General features: G+C 52.1%; 16 protein-coding genes and 1 pseudogene. 9 read left to right on the top strand and 8 right to left on the bottom strand.

Annotation, left to right across the window (positions count from 1 at the left end; all coding sequences use genetic code 11):
• The first annotated feature begins 146 nt into the window (after positions 1-146).
• The 4 genes from D6024_RS22970 (at position 147) to D6024_RS22955 (ending at position 5291) form a co-directional block, all read left to right on the top strand.
• The gene (locus D6024_RS22970) at positions 147-935 is read left to right on the top strand and encodes an FHA domain-containing protein (RefSeq protein WP_121357160.1); all 789 of its coding nucleotides are present in this window, start codon (positions 147-149) and stop codon (positions 933-935) included.
• 420 nt (positions 936-1355) lie between these two features.
• Positions 1356-2603, top strand: coding sequence for a serine/threonine protein kinase (locus tag D6024_RS22965; protein WP_240410130.1), 1248 nt, complete (start codon positions 1356-1358; stop codon positions 2601-2603).
• Between the two features lie 268 nt (positions 2604-2871).
• Complete coding sequence (locus tag D6024_RS22960; RefSeq protein WP_121357159.1) at positions 2872-4776, top strand: protein kinase domain-containing protein; 1905 nt, start codon at positions 2872-2874, stop codon at positions 4774-4776.
• A gap of 32 nt (positions 4777-4808) precedes the next feature.
• Positions 4809-5291 (top strand): hypothetical protein, encoded by a 483-nt coding sequence (locus D6024_RS22955; RefSeq protein ID WP_121357158.1) that lies wholly within the window; start codon positions 4809-4811, stop codon positions 5289-5291.
• 141 nt (positions 5292-5432) lie between these two features.
• Here D6024_RS22955 and D6024_RS22950 read toward each other — a convergent pair.
• A pseudogene (locus tag D6024_RS22950) lies at positions 5433-6496 on the bottom strand (NADH:flavin oxidoreductase/NADH oxidase).
• A gap of 57 nt (positions 6497-6553) precedes the next feature.
• Positions 6554-7027: a nucleoside deaminase gene (locus D6024_RS22945; protein ID WP_121357157.1), complete on the bottom strand. Its 474-nt coding sequence runs from the start codon at positions 7025-7027 to the stop codon at positions 6554-6556.
• A gap of 170 nt (positions 7028-7197) precedes the next feature.
• Here D6024_RS22945 and D6024_RS22940 point away from each other — a divergent pair, with 170 nt between their 5' ends.
• Positions 7198-10158 carry an FAD-binding and (Fe-S)-binding domain-containing protein gene (locus tag D6024_RS22940; protein ID WP_240410129.1) on the top strand — a complete coding sequence of 987 codons (2961 nt, stop codon included), beginning with the start codon at positions 7198-7200 and terminating at the stop codon, positions 10156-10158.
• 49 nt (positions 10159-10207) lie between these two features.
• Here the strand turns inward: D6024_RS22940 and D6024_RS22935 are convergent, their stop codons facing one another.
• From D6024_RS22935 to D6024_RS22925, 3 genes are all read right to left on the bottom strand, one after another.
• Positions 10208-11329, bottom strand: a complete 1122-nt coding sequence (locus tag D6024_RS22935; protein ID WP_121357156.1) for a Gfo/Idh/MocA family protein — start codon at positions 11327-11329, stop codon at positions 10208-10210.
• 93 nt (positions 11330-11422) lie between these two features.
• Positions 11423-11818, bottom strand: a complete 396-nt coding sequence (locus D6024_RS22930; RefSeq protein ID WP_240410139.1) for a cupin domain-containing protein — start codon at positions 11816-11818, stop codon at positions 11423-11425.
• A gap of 144 nt (positions 11819-11962) precedes the next feature.
• Positions 11963-13162 (bottom strand): MFS transporter, encoded by a 1200-nt coding sequence (locus D6024_RS22925; RefSeq protein WP_121357302.1) that lies wholly within the window; start codon positions 13160-13162, stop codon positions 11963-11965.
• 312 nt (positions 13163-13474) lie between these two features.
• On the opposite strand from D6024_RS22925, the gene D6024_RS22915 reads away from it, so the two are divergent.
• From D6024_RS22915 to D6024_RS22905, 3 genes are read left to right on the top strand one after another with little or no spacing between them, the layout of a single operon-like run.
• Positions 13475-15007 carry an energy transducer TonB gene (locus tag D6024_RS22915; RefSeq protein ID WP_162944961.1) on the top strand — a complete coding sequence of 511 codons (1533 nt, stop codon included), beginning with the start codon at positions 13475-13477 and terminating at the stop codon, positions 15005-15007.
• A 43-nt stretch (positions 15008-15050) separates the two neighbouring features.
• Positions 15051-15860 (top strand): TssN family type VI secretion system protein, encoded by an 810-nt coding sequence (locus D6024_RS22910; protein WP_162944960.1) that lies wholly within the window; start codon positions 15051-15053, stop codon positions 15858-15860.
• A gap of 11 nt (positions 15861-15871) precedes the next feature.
• Positions 15872-16678: a hypothetical protein gene (locus tag D6024_RS22905; protein ID WP_121357152.1), complete on the top strand. Its 807-nt coding sequence runs from the start codon at positions 15872-15874 to the stop codon at positions 16676-16678.
• 189 nt (positions 16679-16867) lie between these two features.
• Here the strand turns inward: D6024_RS22905 and D6024_RS22900 are convergent, their stop codons facing one another.
• The gene (locus D6024_RS22900; protein ID WP_121357151.1) at positions 16868-19642 is read right to left on the bottom strand and encodes a TonB-dependent receptor; all 2775 of its coding nucleotides are present in this window, start codon (positions 19640-19642) and stop codon (positions 16868-16870) included.
• A gap of 226 nt (positions 19643-19868) precedes the next feature.
• Here D6024_RS22900 and D6024_RS22895 point away from each other — a divergent pair, with 226 nt between their 5' ends.
• Positions 19869-20081, top strand: a complete 213-nt coding sequence (locus tag D6024_RS22895; RefSeq protein ID WP_162944959.1) for a hypothetical protein — start codon at positions 19869-19871, stop codon at positions 20079-20081.
• A gap of 14 nt (positions 20082-20095) precedes the next feature.
• On the opposite strand, the gene D6024_RS22890 is transcribed toward D6024_RS22895, so the two are convergent.
• Complete coding sequence (locus D6024_RS22890) at positions 20096-20680, bottom strand: pentapeptide repeat-containing protein (protein ID WP_121357149.1); 585 nt, start codon at positions 20678-20680, stop codon at positions 20096-20098.
• 193 nt (positions 20681-20873) lie between these two features.
• Positions 20874-23993: a choice-of-anchor tandem repeat GloVer-containing protein gene (locus tag D6024_RS22885; protein ID WP_121357148.1), complete on the bottom strand. Its 3120-nt coding sequence runs from the start codon at positions 23991-23993 to the stop codon at positions 20874-20876.
• Positions 23994-24013 lie beyond the last annotated feature (20 nt).

Below are 24013 nucleotides of genomic sequence, written 5' to 3'. Positions count from 1 at the left end.
CAGTTGGCAGACAAACATGGGCCGTGAAGGGGCTTGTCAAAGCGAGGGTTGTGGAAGTGCTGCGTGACTCTTAGAGGATTGAGGGCCGGGTTTCAAAATCTGGACTGTTTCTTGAATAAGAATAAAACAAAATCACCACCATCAGTATGTTCGATTTGTTTAAACAAAAAGGCGAAGCATCGGCCCCGGATGTCAAAACGATCCGGCATGGCTTGTTGCAATTCATTAAAGACCAGTTGCAAAAATGGGAGGGAGGCGAAGGCGTGAACATCAAAGGTCTGCAACTGTTTCTATCGCCAACCGATGAGGAAAAACACCTGTACGAAGCGTCCGTGTACCTGGACCAGCCGGACAAGTTCAGGGAGGAAGAGGTGCAGCGCATTGCCGATGATTATGCGCTTCAATTACCGCACAACGCGGCACTGGAACTTTTGTTCGTGCCTGCATTGCCGGCGGAGGCGATCAAGGCAAAGGACTTGCCGGTAGCCCTGCATGTTTCTACCCGAAAGCAACCGACACTGACGACGCCCACCACGGCTTACCTGCGGGTGGCAAGCGGGGAAGCCGAAAAAGAGCTGTACATCCTGACGAGCAAAGGCGGCAAAGTCTGTATCGGCCGGGAAAAACGTGTGCAGACGGCGGAAGGGTTTCTGCGTGAAAATGACATTGCTTTTTCTTCGGCAAGCCAGAACAGCAGCAACAAATACATCAGCCGCCAGCATGCGCACATTGAGTGGAATAAGGAGGTTGGTGGCTTTTTCCTGTATGCCGATGAAGGGGGCATACCGCCGCGCAACAAGATCAAAGTGCAGACAGGCAGCGGCGACGTGCTTCGCCTGCAGTCGACTCATATTGGCCATCATTTGCAGGAAGGCGACCAGATTGTTTTGGGCGAATCGGCCTTGCTGCAGTTCAGTTACGTGGAACGAGATTGAGATAGTAGATATTGAGATAGTAGATATTAGGATATTCGATATTGGGATTGTGCTAGACGGGATAATATTCTTTTGATACCGTTTACGCGGTGCCACTTAGGCAATAAGCGACTTTCAAATATCGAATTTCGAATATCCAATATCATTGTTATTCTAACCTATAAAAACGAAGCGACGTGTCAAAAGTGTTTACGATCACCGAGGGTTTAGAGAACATGGGCGCCATCCGTACCGGCGGACAGGGTTCTGTTTACAAAGGACGGCGAGTGGGAGAGATCATCACCGCCATCAAACTCCTGCCAACACCCGTTTTTTCGCAAAGCGAAGACGACAAGCATTACCGCGATTTTGTCAACGAAGTCAAAAAGCTGCAGCGGGTGGCCGAAGAGCCCAATCCAAACGTGGTAAAGCTGCTAAGCTATGGCATCAGCGAAACCGGAGGGTTTCCCTTTATCGAAATGGAATACATCGACGGCCCGGATCTTTGCGACCTGCTCAAGCCGCCGCATGATCCTGTTTTCACCATCACAGCTTTCCAATGCGCTGGCGCACTGCCACAGGCTCGATGTCAAACACGGCGACATCAAAAGCAACAACGTCAAGTTCAACAAGCACACCGGCAACTACATGCTGCTCGATTTCGGCCTGGCCATGCTTTCCGACGAGGAGCGGCGTACCTCCCTTCGACATGCGGGAGCCATCGAATTCATGGCACCGGAACAGAACGAAGGCAAAATGTTTTTCGGGACCGATGTATACAGCTTTGGCATCGTGTTGTTTGAAATGCTGGCCGGCCGGGTGCCCTTCCCGCTTGACGGCAACAGTGAAACGGCACGGAATAAAGTGATGGTAGCCCACATGGAAGCGACGCCACCCGACCTGCTTTCCCTTCGGGCTTCGATGCTGCCGCCTGGTTGGCCGGAAGAAAAAAAGGCGCTGGAAATGCAGGTGCCCGAATGGCTCCTTAACCTGATTGGAAAATGCCTGCAGAAAAGGCCCGAAGACCGCTTTGCCAACGGCGAGGACCTGCACGAGTTTATCACACATCACCGGCTCTTTACTGCCGAAGTGGCGGGCCTTGTGCGAACGGAGGATTCCCGGTGGCAGTCGGCAATGGCCGAAAAGAATTACGAAGTGCAGGACCTGAAAGCCATCGTGGCGCGGCAGGACCGGGAGCTGGAAGAATTGCGCCGGCAACCGGTGCTGGACACAGACGGTGGCACCGAACGAAAAACGGTTTCCAGGTCGGCCTTCGCTACGGTACTGACCTTGTTGTTCCTTGCCACGGGGCTGGCGGTTTACGGTTGGGTTTTTCATCGTTCGGCTGTGGCAGGTACAAACACAACGGCTACAGAATCCTACCCGGCCGGAGATACGGCTTCCGCAACCCGTGAGCAAATCACCTCGGTGGTTTCGGAAAACAAGAGTGCTGCCAAGCGGCAGCTAAAAGAGCAAAAGAAAAAACAGGCAGCCGACTCGGTTGCAAAAGATGGCACAGAGAAGCAGAGCACCGACGAAGGTCTGCCAGAAGATGCGGCGACAGACGAGAAAAAAACACCGGAAGAAACAACGCCGGTAAATCCCGAAAAAGCAGTAGAAAAGTTCTTGAAAGAAAAACCCGCGAAAAAAGATACGACTGTCCACGACCAGGCAGCCGACAGGCGCTGACTTGTGTTGCGCATCCGCTGTTCGTGCTGTTGAATTGCCCCTGCAAAACGCTGCCGTTTGCACAGGTTCCTGTTGTGGCAAGTCGCAGATGCGGACAAAATATTTTATGTAGACCAAACATTTTTGCGGAGAAATACATTCTGCCGTTCCTGCCGGGAAAACGTCCGGTCGGCCTCTTTACATCTCCGTTTGGGTAAAACCTGCGGTCTCGCTGTTAATTCCTCTCGCTGAACAACGGCAGTATTCGGCAGAGCGTTAAATTTACGCAATGGCGAAAGTGTTCACTATTACGGAAGGACTGGAAAATATGGGTGCCCTGAAGACAGGGGGCCAGGGCTCGGTGTACAAAGCAAAGCGGATCGGAGAAATCATCACGGCAGTCAAACTGTTGCCGACGCCTATCTACAGCGAAAGCGAACAGGATAAAGCTTATGTATCATTTCAAAACGAGGTGCGGAAGCTGAAAAAGGTCAACGAAGAGCCCAACCCGAACGTCGTTAAGATTCTTAATCACGGTTTTACCGATTCGGGTTCCTTTCCCTTTATTGAAATGGAATTCATTGAGGGGCCCGACCTGGAAGATCTGCTCAAGCCGCCGCATGATCCTGTTTTCACCATCCAGCTTTCCAATGCGCTGGCGCACTGCCACAGGCTCGATGTCAAACACGGCGACATCAAAAGCAACAACGTCAAGTTCAACAAGCACACCGGCAACTACATGCTGCTCGATTTCGGCCTGGCCGCAATGAGTGATGAGCAGCGGCGTACTTCACTGCGTCATGCAGGCGCCATCGAATTCATGGCCCCGGAACAAAGCGAAGGGCAGCTTCTTTTTCAAACAGACGTGTACGGATTTGGTGTGATCCTTTTTGAACTGCTGGCAGGACAGGTGCCCTTTCCGCTGAAAGACAACAGCGAGTCGGCACGGAACATGGTGATGCTGGCGCACCTCGATCAAACACCGCCCGACCTGAAAGACCTGCGCCGCCAGCATCTGCCGGATAGCTGGAGCCCGGAGAAAAAAGAAAAAGAAATGCAGGTGCCAGAGTGGCTTCTCAGTCTAATCTATCGTTGCCTGCGCAAAAAACCACAGGAACGTTTTGCCAACGGCATCGAACTGCACAATCATATTTTGACAAGCAGCGTGGGAACTTACCGTGCCGAAGTGCTGACCGAGCACAACCCCTGGCAGTACCAGGCCGAAAAACTGCTGAAAGAAAAACAGCAACTACAGCAACAGCTCGCCGCAAAAGATGCCGAGTTGGTGCGGTTGCGTTCGCAGCCGCTGCCTCAGCCCGTAACGGCCGGCGCGGAACGCTACCCGGGCCAGGACGATTACGGGGGCAACACGCGACGCAATTCAGCCTGGATCCTAGCTTTCCTTTTTACCTTGCTGGTTGCCAGTGGTCTTGCCTATGCGCTGATCAGGTCGAACACAAAACCGAAAGAACCCGAAGAAAAGAAGGAGGTGGCAAGCAACCCGGTTACGCAGCCGAAACAAAATGTGGCGATTGGCGAATACAGGGTCAGCGCGGATAAAACCTATTTTCACAACGAGCCCGATGCCTCCACGAAGCGCAATGCATTTCTTTCTAAAGGCGACCCAATCACCGCCTATGAAGATCAAAACGGTTTTGTGTACACGGAGTTTACCAACAGCCGCGGGCAAACTTCAAAAGGCTGGCTGCGCAAAGACAACCTGCTGACGGCCGACGAATGGAATGCAAGACAACAACAGCAGCAAAACCGCGAACCCACACAGGACGAGATCAAAACCCAGCTTACCTTGGCAGCGGGCTATGTACGCACCAACCAGATGGAAGAAGCCCTGACGATCTATAATTTTTTGTCGACGTTCAACGTGCCGGAGGCACTTTACCAGGCAGGGAATTATGGCCTGCAGGGAAAAAATCCCTCGGTGAATTGCACACAGGCCTTGTCCCTGCTGATGAAGGCAAGCGATGCCGGCTACCTCCCGGCAAAACGGACGCTGGGTGTGCTTTACCTCTTTGCCGAAAACCCGGCCTGGCTGCAGATCAACAATTATAACCAGTGCAGCTACACCAAAGACGTGGACAAAGCAAGGCAGCTGCTATCACAGGCAGCCAATGGCGGCGATACCACGGCCCGCAAGCTGCTCGACGAATTGAACCTGAATACACAGCCGCGGTAAGGTTGTGGAATGGCATTTGAATACCTGTTGGCATGAACCCACGTTTCCTTTTGCTTTTTTCCCTGCTTATTTTGCTTGCCTGCAACAATGAAAAAAAAGAGGAGAAAAAGCCGGTAACCCTGCAACCGCAGTATTATTACTACCCAAGAGCCAATGTATATTTCGATTCGGCCAACAAAGACTACCTTTTTGTTACAACCGACGGGAAAACCTGGCAAACAGCCAAACAAATTCCCAATGTCGTCCAGGGCCTGATGGATAAAGGCATTTTCATTCCCAACCCGTCGCAGCCGGTGTGGAAGGACAATGAGCAGCATAAACTCATTTATTCCTCCGTGCTATATGCCGTGCCCGGCGACACTGTGGCCAAAAAAGAACCACCCAAGCCGGAGATCAAAGCCCCGGATACGTTGGTGGTAAAAGAAAAAAAGGATCGCAAAGGACTCCGGAAATTCGTGGACAAGATTTTCAGCATCTTCAAAAAAGACAAAAAGAAGGAAGATACGGCACAGTGAAAGACAGGCGTTCTTAAGAGATTGAGATAGTAGGATAATGGCTTATTTGGTTATGAAATTGGTGGGTTAATGAAGGTTAGGAAATGAGTAATTCATTATTCCACTATCTCAATATCAAATATCCCAATATCCTACTATCCTCTATTGTTTTGCCCTAAGATACTGGTCCGGCCAGGGAACATCAATTCCCAGTTCTTTTGCCGCATGCAGCGGGAAATAAGGGTCCCGCAATAACTGGCGTGCCAGCAGGACCAGGTCGGCCTCTTCGTTTTGTAAAATTTCCTCTGCCTGTTGGGCAGTCGTGATCAGGCCCACCGCACCGGTCAGGATGCCCGTTTCCTTTCGTATCCGGCTGGCAAACGGAACCTGGTAGAGCGGGCCGACAGGAATTTTTGCACCGCTGCCGTTGCCGCCACTCGAGCAGTCGACCAGGTGAATACCCGTCTCCTTCAGGATTGTTGCAAGGCGTACCGAATCGTCGATGTTCCAGCCATCGTCCACCCAGTCGGTTGCCGAGATGCGAACCAGCAAGGGGAACTGGGGCGGGAGAACGGATTGAACGGCCTCGATTGCCTCGAGCAGCAAACGGATGCGGTTCTCAAACCTGCCACCGTATTCATCCTCCCGGTGGTTGCTCAGGGGCGAATAAAATTCGTGGAAGAGATAGCCATGAGCCGCATGAATTTCGATGACCTCGAACCCGGCGTCGATGGCTCTTTGCGTAGCCTTGCGAAAATCGCTGGTGACTTTTTCGATGCCGGCTTTGTCAAGAGCAACAGGCACCGGCGAGCCTTCTTTGAAGGGAATGGCACTGGCAGAAAGTGTTTGCCAGGCACCTTCTGCAGCTGTTAGCGGTTGGCCGCCTTTAAAAGGCGAATGTTGACTTGCCTTGCGGCCGGCATGGGCCAGTTGGATACCCGGAACAGCCCCTGTGCCCTGATAAATTTTGTTATGCCTTGCAGGAATTCCACGTGTTCGTCCTTCCAGATCCCCAGGTCATCCGGTGAAATTCGACCTTCCGGTGAAACCGCTGTAGCTTCGGTAAAGACGAGCCCTGCACCACCGACGGCGCGGCTGCCGAGGTGAACAAGGTGCCAGTTGTTGGCAAAGCCATCCACGCTGCTGTATTGGCACATGGGCGAAACGGCGATCCTGTTCCTGAGTAAAATGCGTCCGAGTTGTAACGATTCAAAGAGTTTTGCCATAGACTGAAGGTGTAGCAAAATTCCGTCCACCTGTGTAGGCTGGATTTGCCGGAACGGCTAGTAAACAAATTTGTCGCCGCGGGCCTGCCATTCGCGAAACACGCGGAGGGCTTCGTCGCGGCCAATCGACTCGATGGGGATTTTTCGTTCCGAAAGCGGGGTGCAAACTTCCTGGTAGATCAGTGAATCATCGAAACCAATGTCGGCAGCATCCTTTCGGTTATTGGCAAAGTAGATGATTTTGGGGCGAGCCCAGTACAGGGCGCCAAGGCACATGGGGCAGGGTTCGCAGGATGTATAGACCTCGCAGTCGTCGAGCTGGAAGCTGCCCAGTTTTCGACAGGCATCGCGGATGGCAACGACTTCTGCATGAGCGGTAGGGTCGTTGGTCAGGAGCACTTTGTTGTTTCCTCTCCCGATGATCTCGTCATTCTTGACAATCACACAGCCAAACGGTCCGCCTTCGTTGGCGTCGCTGCCGGCTTTCGAAAGCTGTATGGCTTCCCGCATAAATTTTTCCTCTCTGGTCATCCGGTTCGATTAGGGCCGAAATGTACAAAAACAAATCTGGCCATCCGATTTGATCGCCCTGCAAACGCAGCACAGGCGGCGGTTTGGCAGGGAAGACCGGGAACTAAAAATCGTGTTTTGCCGCTTTCTCTTTTTTGCCGGCAAAGGCCACCGGCCTAAATTTGGACATCTTGAACCAGCAACTTTCTACCCAGCAAAAAGCGGCCTTGCAGCAACTAGGCGGGCAACTCGAAGGCGAATTTTTTTTCGACGACACCATGCGGGTTTTGTATGCCACCGATGCGTCGGCCTACCGCGAACTGCCCATGGCCGTAGCCATTCCCCGAACGATCGATGACCTTAAAAAACTCATCCGGTTTGCGCAGGCCGAAAAAACCTCGCTGATTCCCCGTACGGCCGGTACCTCGCTGGCCGGACAGGTGGTGGGCAATGGCATCGTGGTGGACGTATCCAAATATTTCAATCGCATCCTCGAACTGAACAAAGAGGAAGGATGGGTGCGGGTGCAGCCAGGGGTTGTTCGCGATGAACTCAACCTGTTTTTGAAACCACACGGTCTCCTTTTTGGACCCGAAACCTCCACGGCCAACCGTGCGATGATCGGCGGCATGGTGGGAAACAATTCCTGCGGCTCCAACTCGGTTGTGTACCGGAGCACCCGGGAGCATTTGCTGGAAGTGAAAGCCTTGCTGAGCGACGGGACCGAAGCGGAATTCAAAGCCATCGGGCTTGATGAATTTCACCAAAAATGCGAAGGCGATTCGCTGGAAGCAACGATTTACAAAACCGTGCGCAGCCTCCTGGGCGATTACGGCAATGCGGAGGAAATCCGCAAAGAGTTTCCCAAGAAAACAGTGGAGCGGCGCAACACCGGTTATGCAGTGGACATGTTGCTGGAAATGGCACCGTTTACGGCCGGCGGACCGGATTTTAATTTCTGCAGCCTGCTGGCGGGATCGGAAGGGACCCTGGCCCTGCTCACCGAGATCAAGCTCAATGTCGTTCCGCTGCCGCCCAAAGAAGTGGGGCTGCTGTGTGTGCATTTTCACAACATCGACGAATCACTTCATGCCAATCTCATTGCCTTAAAATATCGTCCGAGTGCCAGTGAATTGATCGACCATTTTATTCTCGAATGCACTAAAGACAATATCGAGCAACGCAAGAACCGCTTTTTTGTACAGGGCGACCCCGGTGCCATTCTCGTGATCGAATTTACCCGGCCAACCCGGGAGGAGATCGTGGCGATAGCAAAAAACGTGGAAGAGGAGATGCGGGCAGCAGGATTGGGTTTTCATTTCCCCCTGCTGTTTGGCGACGACACGAAAAAGATCTGGACGCTGCGCAAGGCTGGCCTTGGCTTGCTGAGCAACCTGCCCGGTGATGAAAAAGCAGTGCCGGTGATTGAAGACACGGCAGTGGATGTGAATGACCTGCCGGCTTATATCCGTGAGTTCAATGAAATTTTGACGAAGCACAATCTTTACTCTGTGCACTATGCGCATGCAGGCTCCGGAGAGCTGCACCTGCGTCCGATTATCAACCTCAAAACCGAAGAAGGGAACCGGTTGTTTCGCACCATTGCAGAAGAAATTGCCACCCTTGTCAAAAAATACAATGGCTCCCTGAGCGGTGAACACGGCGATGGCCGCCTGCGTGGTGAGTTCATTCGCCAGATGGTGGGAGAGAAAAACTACAACCTGCTGAAAACGCTCAAGTACACCTGGGATCCGGGCAATATCTTCAACCCGCACAAGATTGTTGACACGCCGTCGATGAACACCATGCTGCGCTATGAGCCGGGGCAGCAAACGCCGGCGTTCAAGACCGTTTTTCGTTTTCACAACCAGGACATCCTGCAACACGCGGAGCAGTGCAACGGCTCCGGCGACTGCCGCAAGTCGCAATTATCGGGTGGCACCATGTGTCCATCGTTCATGGCTACCCGAAATGAAAAAGACACGACAAGGGCAAGGGCCAACATGTTGCGGGAAATGCTGACCCGCTCCACCAAGATCAACCGCTTCGACCACAAAGAGATCCTGGATGTGATGGACCTTTGCCTCAGTTGCAAAGGCTGCAAATCGGAATGTCCTTCGAACGTGGACATGGCCAAGCTGAAAGCCGAATTCCTGCAGCAGTATTACGATGCCAACGGTGTGCCGTTCCGTTCGAAGCTGATCGCCAATTTCAGCAAGTCGGCGAAGCTGGGTGCGATTGCTCCATCCCTTTACAATTTTGCAATGACGGCACCGGGGGTCAGCAGCCTGGTAAAGAAAACATCCGGGTTTGCGGTGAAGCGTTCCATGCCGACGATGTACAAAACAACCTTGTACAAATGGTGGAAGAAACACCAAAGGTCAAACGTGAAACCTGAAACGTCAAACCGGAAAGTCTATCTTTTTTGTGATGAATTCACGAATTACAACGACACCGAAATCGGCATAAAGGCCATCCTGCTGCTCGAACGCTTGGGGTATGAAGTCGTGATTCCGAAACACGAAGAAAGCGGCCGTGCATGGCTTTCGAAGGGATTGGTAAGAGAAGCCAAAAAGATCGCCAACCGGAACGTTGCTTTATTGCGCAACATCATTTCTGAAGCAACGCCGCTGATCGGGATTGAACCTTCCGCGATCCTGACCTTCCGCGATGAATATGTGGACCTGGCCGATGATGAGAACCTGGAAGCCGCCAAAAGCCTGGCAAAAAATGCCTGGCTAATCGATGAATTCCTGGCCCAGGAAATGACGAACGGCAACATTCCCAAAGAACTTTTTACCACCGAAAAAAGAACGATCAAACTGCATGGACACTGCCAGCAAAAAGCGCTGAGTTCTGTGACGCCTTCCGTGAAAATTTTGTCTTTCCCCAATAACTATACGGTGGAAGTCATCCCTTCGGGTTGCTGCGGCATGGCCGGTTCATTCGGTTATGAAGCGGAGCACTACGACATCTCGATGAAGATTGGCGAACTGGTGTTACTGCCGGCTGTGCGCAACAGTGCGAAAGACGTGATCATCGCGGCTCCCGGAACCAGTTGCCGTCACCAGATCAAGGATGGCACCGGCCGCAAAGCCCTGCACACTGTCGAAGTATTGTACGATGCCTTGAAAGAAAAGGTAAAAGGATGAGTCAAAGGGAAAAGGCAGCCAAAGGCTGCCTTTTCCCTTTGACTCATTTTTAGTGAAGCTTCAATGCCACCCGCTGTCCCGTTTTCACCGCCTGGTAGATCGCGTCGATGATCGTTAAATCTTTTACCGCCTCTTCGCCGTCGACGGGAACGAGCGGCTTTTTTCCATCCAGAAGAATAGCGGCCATTTCATCCATCTGGATCGTTTGGTGCGTGATGTGCGGTTGCGTAAGAAGACCCTTGTGTGTGCGTCCTTCAATGGGTCCGTAACCAGTGGCCGGCTGCAGTTCGGCAAAGCCTTTGTCGCCGTTGAGAAAAAATTTATCCAGGTTGTTCATGCTGTAGGTCGACAGGCAGGAGGCCACGGCGCCACCGGGAAAACCGAGTTGAAACTGGATCGTTTCATCAACGCCTTCTTTAAATTTTTGCGGGTCGGTTTTGGTTTCCTGTGCCGTAACCCACACTGGTTCTTCACCGATCATGTAGCGGGCACCGTTGATGGAGTAAATGCCAATGTCCATCATGGCGCCACCGCCGGCGAGGGTCTTGTTTAGCCGCCACTGGCTTGGATCGCCAATGCGAAAGCCCGACAAGCCCTGGAAGAAAAGGATCTTCCCGAATTCGCCATTTTGCCGCATCCGGATTACTTCGACGGTTTTGGGTTCGAAATGCATGCGGTAGCCAACCAGCAGTTGCACGCCGGCTTTTTTGCAAGCATCCACCATTTCACGGCCTTCCCGGGCATTGATGGCCATTGGTTTTTCGCAGATCACCTGCTTGCCGGCCCTGGCAGCGCGGATCACGTGATCGTGGTGAAGCCCATTGGGTGTGGTAACATACACGGCATCAATTTCCGGGTTGTCTTTGATGCGATCGAAACTCGTGTAATCATAACAGTTTTTTTCGGGGATGGAAAAACGGCGCTGCCAGTCGGTGATTTTCGACGGCGTTCCGCTCACCACACCAACAAGTTTGGCCCGCTTGCAGTCCCGCATCGCGTCTGCCACCCTGTTGGCATAGCTGCCCAGGCCCATGAGCGCCACCCGCAGCACGGCACCATCAGCGGCTGGTGCGAAACTGTTTTGCTCAAAGGGAAACCCGGCACTGTTCAGCAGGGGAAGGCCAAGGGCCGTAACCGATAGATTTTGCAGGAAATGACGACGTGATTGCATGGTTGTATTTTTTAAACGGGCAGCGGAATGAACGAATCTTCAAAGAGTATTTGCCAACGGCCTTCTGCAATTTCAGCCTTTTTTCAACACCATTCACAGCCGGCAAAGACGTTCAATGATTTCGCTGTGCACCGGGTACTGCTCCCGAAGGGTATCCTTGTGGGCCAGTTCAAAATCCCTGAAATCAAAGCCCGGTGAAACCGTGCAGCCAGCCAGCGTGAAGTCGGTTCCCGGCGCTGGCTCCGCGGCGAACCAAACACCGGCCGGCATCACAACCTGGAATTGCGCACCGCTTCCGGGTGCGTCGCCTAAGGTGTGGCGTTCGTAGTGACCCTGTTGATCGATGAGGTGAAGGGAAAGATGTCCTCCGGTATAAAAATGCCAGATCTCGTCGCTCTGAATCCGGTGAAAGGCCGAAAAGTCTCCCCTCTGCAAAAGATAATAAATGGAGGTGGCATAATTCCGGTCGCCGCCAAAACCCTGGGGCAGGCAGGCGGCTTCGATGCGGCCTTCGGAGCGATAAACCTCTTATAAAATCCGCCTTCGGGATGTGGTTGCAAGTGGAGTTGGTCGATGAGTTGCTTGGATGTCATGTGTCGTTGTTTTTTCCCGGCGTAGGTGGCCGTTTGTGTGTTAAACTTCTTCCAGGGTTCGCGCCGGGTCGCTGGCCGCTTCTTGCAATAAAGGATGATAATACAGCAGGTAAATCAACCCGGCACCGGCAACCAGCGCACAGCCGTAAAAGATAGGAGGGATCATGTACAGGTGATCGCGAAAAAGCCAGCCGGCAACCATGGCGCCGATTCCAATACCCGCTTCCAGCGAAATGTACATCGTCGCCATGCCGCGGCCACGGTGTTGTTCGTGGCTAAGGTCGGCCGTCCAGGCAGACGTGGCCGGGGAGAAAAGACCCGTACTCAGCCCATAAACAAAACCGCCCGCCAGCAGCGAGGTGACCGAGGAAGCAAGGCCCAGGAGCACAACAGAAACAATCATGATGACCAGCGCAATTTTCAATACGAACACCCGGCCTTTCCGGTCGGACAATTTACCGGCAAGCAGGCGAACAAGGAGGGAAGAAACGGTGAAGACCACGTAAAACGTGCCCTTGTTTTTTACACCCAGGTGTTCACTCCAGTCGGGAATCAGCGTCAGGATGGCCCCATAACTGATGTAACCTAAAAATGTGATTACGGCTGCAGGCCATACCAGCGGCTCAAACACATCTTTCCAGCGGATGCGCAAAAGCTTGGGATGAAAGCGTTGCTTGTCGGGGTGCGTTTCCTTCAGGTTCATCAGGATAATAATAGAGCCAAAAGCAAAAAAGGAGGAGCAGTAAAAAAGAACAGAGATGGGAAAATAAGCGGTGATCAATCCACCCAGGGCCGGCCCGATGGCAAGGCCCGTGCTGAAGCAAAGCCCGTGAATCCCCATGGCCTCGCCCCAACGATAAAACGGTACGACATCGGCAATGTAGGCGGCTGTGGCGGTGGGTTTAAAGCCGGTGGAAAACCCATGCAACAGCCGCAACAGCAAAAAGCCGGCAACTGTTGTTAGCATCGGGTAAAGCAGGCTGCAAACCACGCACACCAACGATCCGATCGCCATCACCGGAACCCGCCCGATGGTGTCGGTGAGCCGCCCGCTGAAAGGCCGCGACAGGCCGGCCGTGATGGTAAACAAACCAATGATATAGCCCTTGTAGGCACTGCCGCCCAGGCTGCTCAGGTAAGCCGGCAGTTCGGGGATCAGCATGTTGAAGCTCGAAGAAAACAGGAAGGAACTGGAGCAGAGCAGCCAGAACTTTAATGTATAGATCCGTTGATTTTGCATGGGAAGGGTGCAAAGGTAAAGGGAAGGCGGGACGGGCCCGTTGCCGGTCAAAGTTTTTCATAAACAGTGGAAGAGAACCCGGCTTTGCCGTGGTTATCAAGCATTTAACAACATACTGCGAAGGAAAAACAGCCCTGCCGCCGGGCAAAAAATGTTTGCCGGGCGGGAGATTCGTTTTATTTTCAACCCGTATTGCCCCTTATCCTGTCGGTAAAAATCGTTTGGTTGACAAGCTGGCGCGGGATGCTGCCGGCTGTGCGTTCGCCATCCTTCACCCGTGAAACAGCCCCCAGATGTTAAACGATGAACACCATGAAGTTGTTGACCTTACAGATTTTGCTGTTTCTTTTCCCTTTCACCCTTTTGTCACAGGAGGTGAAAACGAACGAATACGACCGGTTTTTAAAAAAGCAGCGCATTGAAATGCAGCCTTTGCCTGTTGCGGGGCTGCCGCCCAAAACCAAACTTTCAATTTCACTTTCCGCCCTGGGATCCTCATTGTATATGAACCTCAACGGGTCCGGCTGGGGCGCTTCCACGATCGATGCCGGGAACGAATTGATCCTTCTTTTTTCCAACGACAGCACGGTAACGCTTCACGCGACAGGGCTGCAAAGTTTTGAGCCGGGACTTGTCCAAAATACCTATGACCACCGGTATGCGCTAAACGCGGCTGCGCTTTCTGCCCTGAGCCGGCTGGAACTGGCCGGGATCCGCAAATACAGTTTTAACTCGTTTTCCGACCTCGCCATTCCAAAAGAAAACAGCGAAAAGGTGAAAAAGGCCAGCGAGATGTTAATGACCGAATGGCAAAAAAACAACCTGGCCCAAACGGTACTGCCCATCAACCTCGGTGACATTCGTGGTCATATTGGCGACAGTGTCACGTTTTGCAGCCACGTTTATCAAACTCGCTATTTCCGCGGCTCGGAGAACGGGCCAACGTTATTGAACCTGCAGGCGCATTTCTCCGATCCGGCCGTTAATGTCCTGATCCTGGAGCCAGACCGTCCGCGGTTCAACAATGTGCCGGAGAAACGCTATGTCGACAAGGATGTTTGCATCAGTGGATTGGTGGAAATGAAAGACAACACTCCGACACTTATTATTCACAGCAAGGAGCAAATCCGGCTGACCAGTCCCGTTAGTGTTTCGGAGGTGGGTTATTTTGAAGGCGATTCTGTAACCGTATCTGGTAAAATTTTTGCGTTAGCGTTTGTGGGAGATTCGGCAGCCAAAGAAACCTATCTTTCCATGGGTACACCGGATAGCGGCGCAACACTTTCGTTGGTGATCGCAAATGAAGACCTTCCCGGTTTTGGCACACCGGAAGTGGATTACGTGAACAAGAAAGTGAAGGTCGTAGGGAAAGTCGAACGGCGCGAGGGCAAACGGGTGATAGTACTCCGCAACAAGAAGCAGGTTGAGGTGTTGGAGCAGCAGGACAATGAACCGGCTTTTGCCGGGGTTAAGGGAGCGCAGGTGGCAGCAAGATTGCCGAAGCAGAAAACCGGGAAGGTGCCCCTCATTCAAACCGATGCGGAATTCCCGGGCGGCGAGGCAGGCTTGGCCAGCTTTCTACGAAAAAATATTCTCAACCCGTCGGAGTTAAAACCGGCGGAGCAAAAAAAGGTGTTGGTGTCGTTCCTGGTTGATGCGGACGGAAGCTGTCGCGATATCCGTGTGGTGGAATCGGCGGGCTATGTGTTCGACCAGGAAGTGAAACGGGTTTTGCGGAAGATGCCCAAATGGAAACCGGCCGCCCTTCGGGGAACGGCTACGGAAACCCTCCTGATGCTGCCCGTGACATTCAGGGGCGCTGAAGGTGAAGCGGGAAACAGGTAAATGACCCCGGTTCTGCAATTTTTAATTTCTTTACAGGCGAATTATGGAACAGGACACTTTCCGGATGACAGGTAAAACGATGCTGACAGATAAACTGGGCCAGCAGAAAGGAGCGATGGCCACGAGTTTCATCCTTGTTTTGCTCACGTTTATTGTGTGCATGGTCATCGCTTTTTTCTCAAATGAAAGCGTATTTCTCTTGTTGGAGGCCCTGCTTTTCCTGGTTGCCGGCACCGCCCATGTTTTTCTGCTGAACAAAGAACTTCCCGGCTTTTCGGCAACACAACGATGGCTTTTCACATTTTCGCTGGCCGGTACCCTTGTACTGTTGTTTGCGCTTTTTTATTTTTCGCAAAGCCGTTTTACCTGGCTCTTCATGGTTTCGGGGCCGAGTGCTTTTTTACTGCCGTTTACCGTACTCGATGTGTACCGCCTCTACAACCAGGTATCGGCGGCAGGCATGAAGACCTGGTACCCTGTCAGTGAGTTGTCTGCCACCTACCCGGCCATTTATGTAAACGGTATTCCTGTGTGTTTTAAAATCATTCTGGGAGAAGGACGGGAAGACAGGCTGTCGGTTGATTTTTTGCCTTCCGTACGCCTGAAGCCGGGAGAGATACTGGTTGATATTGCGCAGAAACAAAAACGCCAAAGCGGATACGACATTCCTCTCCTGGATGAAAACGGTGAACCCTATCGCTGGGTCTTTTTAACCCCCGACCGGCTTTTGTGGAAACGGGCACTGGACCCAGGGCTGACGTTGTCGCAAAACAGGATCAAATACGGAAACGTGATTTATGCCGTGCGAGTAGAAGAAGAAAATGTCTTGCAGGAAACCGGTGAACCGGAATAAATGATTGAAACATGGAAACACCCAAATTAGCGAACAGGAATGCTGCCAAACGGAAATTCTATGGTGTCTACACCCTGAGCGTCCTGTTGTTTTTTATTGTCCTTTCTTCGTTCCTGAAACATGTCCCGGCTGAGAAAGGCGGCAGGGAATCAGCGACGACAATAAAAGCCGATACCCGGTTGTCAGTCGATCCGCTTCTGCACCGGGAAATGGACAGGGTTTTGAGTGCCTGTTCGGCTTACGCCATGAAATCAACTTCACGGGATGCTGCGCAGAACCTGCAGAAGGAGAGCGACCGTTTCTCCTCCCTGCTCGACAGCATTCGCATTGCCAATGCCTCGCTGGCAGCAACAGAAAAACAAGATCTCCAGGCTTTGCTCGATGCCTTCCGGCAGGAAGCGGGAAAACAGGTCAGCCTCGTAAAGACCGCAACATTGCTGAAGAGCGTACCTGCGGTTGGCGGCAGCAGTGCAGCAACGGAAGAAATGAATGAACTGAAAGGCATCCTGGTACAGAAAGAGCAAAGGATACAGGAATTAGAATCGCAAAGCGGTGCATCCTTGCAGGAAAAGGACCGGACCATTGCTTCGCTGCAAAGCAGGCTGAATGCCCTGCCGCCAGCCGGGCAGGAAAAGACGGACGGTGCGGAATGGAAAGTGAAATACGAAAAAATGAAAGCCGCTTACGACAAACTGAAAACCACCAGCGACCAAACGATCAATGAGTCCAGTGCGCTTAAAACGGCTTACAAAGAAGTAGTGGAAGATAACCGGCGTCTCCTGAACCAATTGCAGACATCGCGTTCCGGTAAAAATTAATTGGGCGGATTTCAGGGTCGATGGGAAACATTTACTTTCACGGGTTCCGCATACCCGCCAGCCAGCAGGAATCGTCCGGGAAAAAATAGAATGGTTTCTCTGCTGTCATCCACCATCTGTTATCGGTCATCTTCCATCGTATAAATCCTTTCAAGGCTCCCGAAAAATCGCCGTCCTATATCGGGTCGTTTAGAAATTAATAGCAATGCGGGTAAATAATTTCCTGCCGTTTCCGCCCATTTGCACCGCGTCAAATGGTCCGGCGGGTTCGTTGTTGTAGGCCCATCCTTTTGCACCGGCAGCCACACCCAGGTTCGGATGCACATTGAAGATGTTGTCCGCACCGAGGTGCCAGGTCAGCCCTTTGGTCAACGCATAGGTCAGGTAAACGTCCGTGGTCAGTTTACCGTTGTACATGTATTCGTCGCGTACGAGCCGGTTTGGGTCGGCATCTGTCGGCACTTTGGGATCGATACCCAGGCCATCCTGTCCATAGCCCAAAATCGTCACCTTCCCAAAATAGGTCAGCCGGCTACCCACACTCCATTTCTTCATTCCGTATTCGGCACTGAGCGCAAGTTTTTGTGGCGGGGCAGAAGCGAGGATAAAAGCCTGCTCCCGGTCGCTCAGAAACGTCTGGCGAAGGTCCTGCGTTGCTGAAAGCTTGCTGGGAACATTGATCTTGTCGATGCTCATGTCCTGCACATTGCCTGCAAAGAGCAGCCGCAAGCGGTTGCTTCCCCAGCGCTTGTTGTAATCGGCCACCACGTCTATGCCTTTGTTAGTGGTGTTGACGGCATTGGCAAAGAACTGCGCAAGTCCCACCCGCAGCCGGTTCATTTCGGCGGCCAGGGCTGGGTCGATATTGGGATTGGTGGCATCGAACTGGCCCGAAAGCACCACGCGGTCTTTGATCGCAACCCAGTAGCCATCTACTGTCAGGCTGAAAGCGGTGCCTGGCGTAAAGGCAAAGCCGACACTGGCATTTACCGAACGTTCCTGCTTCAATTCCGGAATGCCGGCTGCCTTTGTAATGGAACTGTAATTCGGTGCAATCTTTACCTCCGCAATCACTCCCCCTTGCACAGTAGTGAACGTGGAGCTGTAGTTGATCTGTTGCAGCGACGGTGCCCGGAAGCCCGTGCTCACAGAGCCACGCAGGTTGAAGTGCTTGGCGGCCTTGATGCGGGTGGCCAGTTTGTAATTATGGGTAAAGCCAAAATCACTGTAATTCTCCACCCGAACCGCGCCATTGAGCAGCCAGCGTTTGGTGACGTCGAGTTCCACGTCCACATAAGCTGCCACGTTGGAGCGGTTGGCTTTTACTTCGTCGGCGGGTTGAAAACCAGGAAAGCCCTGCGAGCCGGTGGCCTTGTCAGGATTGTAGTTTTTATACGAGTCGGCCTCGCCGGCGAAAATGGTGTACCGTTCATACCGGTACTCGGCGCCAAAGGCCAGGTTAAAGCCTTGTGCAATGGTATTGTATTCGCGGCTGAAATTCAGGTTGGCCGTGTTTTGCAAAAACTGGAATCCGCCGTCATCGAAATGAGTCTTGTTGGGACCCAGGGACGCATTGAACGTTTTGTCGCCAAAAAAATGAAACCGGTTGTAGCCGACGATATTGCTCAAATCCCAGTTCCAGCCGGTTCGTGGACTTTTCCCGCGAATACCCGCCGCCCACGAAATGTCGGCGATTTTGGTTTGGATGTGCGGGTTAAAATAGCTTTCCCCGTCGGACGTGGTTTTGATGATGCCTGCAACCGGGATCAGGTTGCCGCTGCCATCGGTAGGAAAGCGCTCCGGACGTGCCGAAAAGTTGCGGGTAAACGCAAAGGCATCGGAGCTTTTGTGGTTGTAATTGCCAAACGAATAAAATCGCACGGTCTGGCTGGTCGGCACTTCCAGTTGAAAGCCGGCTCCCGCCATGTCGAGTGAACCGTCTCCGTTGGCACGCCGGTAGGAATTGATCGGGAGAGCCTTTGCATTTTTTACCGGGTCGGTTGTATCCAGCACCTGCCGGTAAGTTTTACCCAACGTAAAATAATCGGCCGAAAGGTTGAGGTAACCGCCTTTTGTACCGAGTGGCAGGCCATAATCCAGCCCGGCACTCGCTGCTTTTCCATCCAGTTTGTCGCCGTATTCGTACTGACCCAGGCCGTTTTTATAAGCGGGGTTGAAGTCGTTGTCGAGGTAGGCCGACGTGCTCACGTTTCCGGTAAGACGCCTGACACTGTTTTTCAGAATGATGTTGATAACGCCTGCGATGGCATCCGACCCGTATTGTGCCGAAGCGCCGTCGCGAAGGATTTCAATGCGGTCGATGGAGGAAATGGGAATCGCATTCAGGTCGGTACCCGAATTGCCGCGGCCACGGGTGCCGAACACCGAAACAAAAGCCGTTTGGTGACGGCGTTTGCCATTGACCAGCACAAGGGTTTGATCGGGACCGAGGCCGCGTAGGGTGGCAAGGTCGATGTGGTCGGCACCATCCGACCCGCTTTGCTTGTTGTAGTTGAACGAAGGAGCTGTAAAGTTGAGGAGTGAGGTGACATCGGTGCGGGACGTTGGTTGCGGCACGCCAACCGGGATGACATCAACCGGAACAGCCGTCTCGGTTTTTACCCGCCCGGCCCTGCGTGAACCCACCAGCACCAGTTGCTGCAGATCAGCCGATGTTTCGTATAGCGTGACGACAACGGTTTTCGCGCCGTTTACCGGCAGTTCAGCGGCCACAAAGCCCGCGCTGCTCACCTGCAATACGTCGTTCAACGACACGGCAATCGTAAAGGCACCGCTATCATTTGCTGTCACGCCACGGTTGGTTCCTTTTACAACAACCGATGCACCGGCAACGGGCTGGCCGCTGCCTGTCACCACACGGCCGCTGACCGTGTTGGTCTGTGCCCCGGCTTTTATACAGAACAACACAAAAAGCACAAGGGCAAGCGCCATCAACTTTTGCATAAAAAAAGGTTTGGTTGGACTTAGATCTATATAAATTTAATACGAACCGCGGGCATTTCGCCTGATTTGACAAGGCAGGCGGGGAAGAAGGCAATGAGCGGCTAAAGGTTTTGTGAGGATTTTTTTACGGGCTTCTAAGAATATCCCTTAGTCATGCAGATTTGCAGGGTGCGATTGCGGCTTGCATTTCTTTGACAGCTTACTTTGCGTTCTACTGCGCTACCCTATGCAACTTGTGATGTATCTCGGCAATGATTTTATTGCCTCTGTCGGTGTGAATGTTCATCAGATCTCTCAGCCCGGTTATATGGGAAAGCTGAAACGTCGTCTCATGGCGGAAAACAGCCAGTACCTGCAGAACACAACTGCAGAACCTGAATTTTTGGTCGTCGACCTGAATGCCCAAAATCTTGCCGTGCAAGCGCAACCCATTGATTGATTTCCTGCACATTTTCAGTGCGCCCCCGGGTCGACCTGTATTCCGTATTTATCAAGTAATGCCAGTACGTCGGGAAGTGAAAATTTCGCACCCTTTACCCGGTTGATCTCGGGGTCGATTGCATAATTGGAAGCGGTGCGGAAGTCTGCTTTTTGAAGCAGCGTATTTTCGAAAACGGCATTTTTCAAATCACAGTGGTGAAACGAGGCGCCGGTTAAATCCGAATCGGTAAAATCCACTTCCTGCAATTGGGTGTTGGTAAACAAGGTTCCTTTCAGTTTTGTGCCGGCAAAGCAGGCGTGGTTGAGTTGGCAGTTTTCAAATTTTACCGCCAGGCCAAAACCGCTGCACTCGTCAAAGCGAAGCCCCAGTAGTTTACAGTTTTTGAAGTGGATGTCCTGCAAGGTTGTTTTGGCCAGTTTTGCCAAACTCAGGTTGCAGGCCATAAAAGAGCAGTCGATGAATTGCGTACTGGAAAGATCGGTATGGCTGAAGTCGCAGTTGATAAAGTTGCAGCCATCGTACTCCCCTTTACGGAAAAAGGTTTGGCTGAAATCCACGCCATCAAATGTTTTGTCGGTTTCAAAGACATCACTCATAAGCCGGGAAAGATACTGCTCATTTACGCCGCAGCAAAAAGGGTGACCTTGAAGGATTGACGTCATTGCTTCGCGGCATGCAAAAAGCGTATTTCGACCGAGGCGTGAAAGTCGTGAAGGACTACAGCAGAAAAAAAATTGTTTCAAAAAACCTCCCGGTTTTTGACGGGAGGTTTTATCGGAGCAGGTTGTTTTAGTGCAAAAGAACTTTGGTGGCTGATGCTCCGGTATTGCCGACAACTCTGATGAGGTAAAGTCCTTTGGCATTTTTAGAGAGGTCAATCACAATTGGAGAATCTTCAGTTGCAACCGCAGACTTACTGATAATCTCGACGCCCTTGCTGTCAACAACAAGTATGTGCACGGCACCACTGGTATTTTCCAGGCGCAGTTGGGTCATACCGGTTGTGGGATTGGGATAAGCCTGTACAAGAATTTTATGATCGCTCATAGCCGTTGAGCGCAGGCTGCTTTTTGCTGCGGACCCGGCACAGGGTCCGTACATGTTGGGCCTGACATTTCTTGTGACGATTGCTGATTCCCTGCCGTAGCCATCTTTGAGTCGAAGGTGGTAAGTGCCGGCAGCGAGGTTTTGGAAAGTGTAGCCGCCATCAGGACCGGTAACATAGTTGGCCCCGCCGTCAATGCTGTAGTGGAAAGGCACTGCGCCGCAGGTTGGGATAATCGAGATTTTGCCATCACCGCCGCTACAACTTGCATCCAGCACAATTGTCTGGTCGTTACGGAAGGTCGGGCCGCCAAAAATGCGTCGGACCTCTCTTGTTACAATCTCGCTCTCACAACCATCGGTATCTTTCATGCGAAGCTGGTATGTGCCCGGTGCAAGGTTCTGGAATGTATGGCCTTTTGCCCCTCCTTCGGCGTACGTTGCCCCGCCATCAATGGAATACTGGAAAGGAGGGTTGCCGGTGACGGGAATAAGAGAGATGTTGCCATCGTTACCGGTGCAGCTCGCATCCAATACAATGGTAGCATCGTTCAGGAAGGTCAGAGGTATACAGGCATTGAGCTGGTAGGAGGTCAGGATGCCGGTTCCAAACGCATAGAGTGTATGGCCGACGATAGCCATGTTCTGAATACTCTCTGTCCCGCCAAAATCGTCAACAAGGAGGCCGCCGTTTCCAAAGGACGGATCAAGGTTGCCGCTGGCATTGTAACGGGCCAGCGCAAAATCACCGTTTTGCGATCCTCCAACATAGATTTTATCATCATTCCCAACCAGTATGCGGCCAATCGCCATCGACGAGTCTACCATTCCATTGTTGCCAAAGCTCGCATCATGGCTTCCGTTTGCATTCAGGCGGATAAGCTTGTTATCGCTGGTTCCGAATATGATTTTTTCATCGCTTTGCACCGCCAGTAATTGCCAGTATTCCGGTCGTAAATTTTCAGCGGACAGATTTGCGGGCACCACAAAAGGGTGGGCAACCTTTCCCCCGTCTCCAAACGAAGGATCAAACGATCCATCGCTGTTTAAGCGTATGAACACCACGGAGTCAACAGGCGATCCTATTTTCTTTAGCTCCATGACCATTTTCCCATTCTCCTGAAAGGCAATGCCCACGGGGACGCTGTACTGGTAATAATTATCCCAATAAAACCTGGTGAAATAATCACTCATCCCGGTTTCGGTGAGTCGCCAAAATATGGCAAATTGGTCTTGGCGATAGGTAAAGATGATTTTTGAATCTTTTTGCACGGCGATCGGTCCGGGGTTATGTTCATAACCGGGTGCCAGGCCCGCATAAATTTTTCCGTGCTCGGAAAAGCTATAATCGATTGTGCCTTCTTTCGTAAAACGGGTCAGTCTTTCATCACGCAAGGTTTGTGGTGGTATCCATGGGCCATAGGCAAATTCTACCTGTTCATTGACAATTATCCGGCCGGTGCTGTCGACAGTCACCGTTAACAGCTGGTTACTGGTGTCATCTAATAGGTGGTAGGGATCATACCGGTCGTTGTTGCCAACGATGAACATTGAATCAATTTCCGCCACGCCGCCGCTCCCAAACGAAGCATCCGGTGTTCCATCGGTATTGTAACGGTAGATATTGTTGACCAAGGCAGTACTGTTGACGCCAACCAATTGACCTTCTTTTGTAAATGCCGTGCTAACAAAAGAGTGACCCAGCCGTACATAATTGCGCCCAGGTAGAGGTGCGACCGATTCCGTTAAGCTGGCTAAAGGGTCTTTTCCGTTGGCGCCACTAAAATCTTTTGACTTGGTAAGGACTTTGGTAGCCTGGTCAAACGAAAAGAGGGTGCCCAAATTATATACGCCGCCTTTTGTTGTGGTTCCATAAAGCTTTCCGTTCGACGCTTCCATCAGGCCGCCGTTCGGGGCGTAACCTTCCGGTCCTGCAAAAGAATACTCGCTTGAAAAGCTGTTGGTCGCCGGATCGAAAGAAAAAATGGTTCCACCCCTGTGCGCGCCGCCGCTTAAGGTTACCCCATAAAGTTTGCCATCTGTTGCCTGCAGCAAACCGGCACTAAGAGAGGAGCCGTCTGCCACCGTAAAATCATAGAGCCTGGAAAAGGAATTGTTGGCAGGGTCAATGGAAAAGATAACACCATTGTTGTTGGCACCTCCGGCGGGAGTCACGCCGTAGATTTTGCCATTGCCGGCCAGCAGCAAAGGACTTTGGGGATAGAGGCCATCCGCACCATCAAACGTGCGGATCCTGGTATAGACCTTTGTTGACGGATCAAAGCAAAACGCCACGCCAAAATCCGGCGATCCGTCGTGCAGGGTTGTTCCATAAAGTTTTCCATTGGAGGCCAGCACAAGGCCTCCAACAGGGTAGGCACCTTCCGGTCCGGTAAAATCATACAAATTGGCAAAAGTCTTTGTTGCGGGATCATAGGAATAGATCGTACCGTTATAGTCATTGTTTCCAACGCCTGTTGTACCGTAGACCTTGCCGGATGCATCCTGTGCCAGGCTGCCACTGGGAAGGCGGCCATCGGTACCTGTAAATTCTTTCAGCTTGCAATAGGTGCCCGTAGACGGGTCATAGGAAAAAAGAACGCCCTGGTCAAAGCTGCCGCCTTGTAAGGTTGTTCCATACAACTTGTCACCGGCGGCCTTGAGCAGACTGCCTACAGGCGAATAGCCGGCGGCCCTTGTAAAGGAATACAAGGGGAAAATTTGATTGGTGACTACATTGAATACAAATAACAATCCTGAGTCCTTGAGGCCACCCTTCGGGGTGGTACCATACAGGTAAGGTTGGGCCACTAAAGTGAAATGACCGAAAAGAGAAAAGAATAGTGCGAATAGAGATTGTTTCATGTTGTAAAATTTCGAGGTTG

This window comes from Flavisolibacter nicotianae, from assembly GCF_003628535.1.
Lineage (GTDB): Bacteria > Bacteroidota > Bacteroidia > Chitinophagales > Chitinophagaceae > Flavisolibacter > Flavisolibacter nicotianae.
Note: the sequence above shows the minus strand (reverse complement) of the source record. Positions and strands in the feature narration are given on the sequence as shown.

Bases quoted from the DNA above. Each gene is read 5' to 3' on its own strand.
- D6024_RS22970 (WP_121357160.1), top strand. From the start codon at position 147: ATGTTCGATTTGTTTAAACAAAAAGGCGAAGCATCGGCCCCGGATGTC.
- D6024_RS22885 (WP_121357148.1), bottom strand. From the start codon at position 23,993: ATGAAACAATCTCTATTCGCACTATTCTTTTCTCTTTTCGGTCATTTC.
- D6024_RS22925 (WP_121357302.1), bottom strand. From the start codon at position 13,162: ATGCAAAATCAACGGATCTATACATTAAAGTTCTGGCTGCTCTGCTCC.
- D6024_RS22910 (WP_162944960.1), top strand. From the start codon at position 15,051: ATGGAACAGGACACTTTCCGGATGACAGGTAAAACGATGCTGACAGAT.
- D6024_RS22965 (WP_240410130.1), top strand. From the start codon at position 1,356: ATGGCATCAGCGAAACCGGAGGGTTTCCCTTTATCGAAATGGAATACA.
- D6024_RS22955 (WP_121357158.1), top strand. From the start codon at position 4,809: ATGAACCCACGTTTCCTTTTGCTTTTTTCCCTGCTTATTTTGCTTGCC.
- D6024_RS22915 (WP_162944961.1), top strand. From the start codon at position 13,475: ATGAAGTTGTTGACCTTACAGATTTTGCTGTTTCTTTTCCCTTTCACC.
- D6024_RS22945 (WP_121357157.1), bottom strand. From the start codon at position 7,027: ATGACCAGAGAGGAAAAATTTATGCGGGAAGCCATACAGCTTTCGAAA.
- D6024_RS22900 (WP_121357151.1), bottom strand. From the start codon at position 19,642: ATGCAAAAGTTGATGGCGCTTGCCCTTGTGCTTTTTGTGTTGTTCTGT.
- D6024_RS22895 (WP_162944959.1), top strand. From the start codon at position 19,869: ATGCAACTTGTGATGTATCTCGGCAATGATTTTATTGCCTCTGTCGGT.
- D6024_RS22905 (WP_121357152.1), top strand. From the start codon at position 15,872: ATGGAAACACCCAAATTAGCGAACAGGAATGCTGCCAAACGGAAATTC.
- D6024_RS22935 (WP_121357156.1), bottom strand. From the start codon at position 11,329: ATGCAATCACGTCGTCATTTCCTGCAAAATCTATCGGTTACGGCCCTT.
- D6024_RS22890 (WP_121357149.1), bottom strand. From the start codon at position 20,680: ATGAGTGATGTCTTTGAAACCGACAAAACATTTGATGGCGTGGATTTC.
- D6024_RS22960 (WP_121357159.1), top strand. From the start codon at position 2,872: ATGGCGAAAGTGTTCACTATTACGGAAGGACTGGAAAATATGGGTGCC.